2 protein-coding genes are annotated in these 1227 nt (G+C 28.2%); both read right to left on the minus strand.

The features are described from left to right. Positions 1-521 (minus strand): (d)CMP kinase (gene cmk / locus HMPREF9131_RS03320; protein WP_232202581.1); only part of this gene is annotated, 521 nt, incomplete at its 3' end. Between the two features lie 56 nt (positions 522-577). Further along, positions 578-1227 (minus strand): aminoacetone oxidase family FAD-binding enzyme (locus tag HMPREF9131_RS03325; RefSeq protein WP_009345342.1); only part of this gene is annotated, 650 nt, incomplete at its 5' end.

Consider the following 1227-nt stretch of genomic DNA (forward strand, 5'->3'; position numbering starts at 1 on the left):
TTAATATCATTATTATCACGTTTTTTTATATCTCTTAGAATTTCCTCATAATCAGCCTTTAATCCTTTTTCTTTTAATTGTAGAGTCCTTCTTTTTGCTCTAATTTCAGGACTGGCATTTAAATAAAATTTATAATCTGCATCAGGAAGAACTACAGTAGTTATATCTCTTCCTTCCATAACTACAGAATTTTTATCAGCAATTTCTTTTTGGATTGAAACAAGTTTTTTTCTAACAAAATCAATTTTTGAAATGTCTGATGTTAATTTTGAAATTTCTTCACTTCTAATTTGTGAACTTACATCCTTACCATCTAAAAATATTTTATTGTTAATAAATTCAATATTTGTATTGTTACAGGCTTCTTCATAGAATTTTTTGTCAATATCCTTTAATTTTAATGTTATAGCCCTATACATAGCACCTGTGTCTATATAAATAATATTTAATTTTTCAGCTATTTTTTTTGCTACAGTTGATTTACCACTGCCCGCAGGTCCATCTATGGCAATTTGCATCATATTCCTCCAATTATTAATTTGAAAATTTAGTGTGAAAATCTAAAGACAAATTTTACTTATATATTCGAACCGCACAAATAGGCAGTTGAATTTGCAAGTTGAATATTAAAACCCCCTGTCAAGGCATCTATATCTAAAACTTCTCCAACAAAGTAAAGTCCCTCAACTTTTTTAGATTCCATTGTATGAGGATTAATTTCATCAACAGATATTCCCCCACTTGTAATTATAGCCCTATTTATATCTTCAAGACATTTGTAATCAAGGTCAAATTTTTTTATTGAACTTTTTAGCCTGTCCCTCTCTTGTCCTGTAATTTGGTTTACTTTTTTATATGATGAGATATTCGACTTTTTCAAAACATAAAAAATTAAATCTCTTGGAAGTAAATTTATCAAGGCATTTCTTATATCTTTATTGGGGAATTTATCAAAATCTCTCAATATTCTTTTATCCAATTCATCGTAAGTTAAACCAGGTTTTAGGTCTAAATATAATTTTACCTTTGACAATCTATTTATTTTTGAAGATAAAGTTAATATAATTGGACCTGAAACACCTATATGGGTAAATAACATCTCACCGAACTCTTTAGCAATCAATTTTCCTTCAGAAAAAGCCAAGACTTCAACATTTTTTAATGATAAACCACTTAAATCCAAAGGTTCATTTGTTAAAGCTCCACATAGTGCTTGTTTCCTTTGCT

The organism is Peptoniphilus sp. oral taxon 836 str. F0141 (assembly GCF_000179335.1).
In the GTDB taxonomy this organism is placed as follows: Bacteria; Bacillota; Clostridia; order Tissierellales; family Peptoniphilaceae; genus Peptoniphilus_A; species Peptoniphilus_A lacrimalis.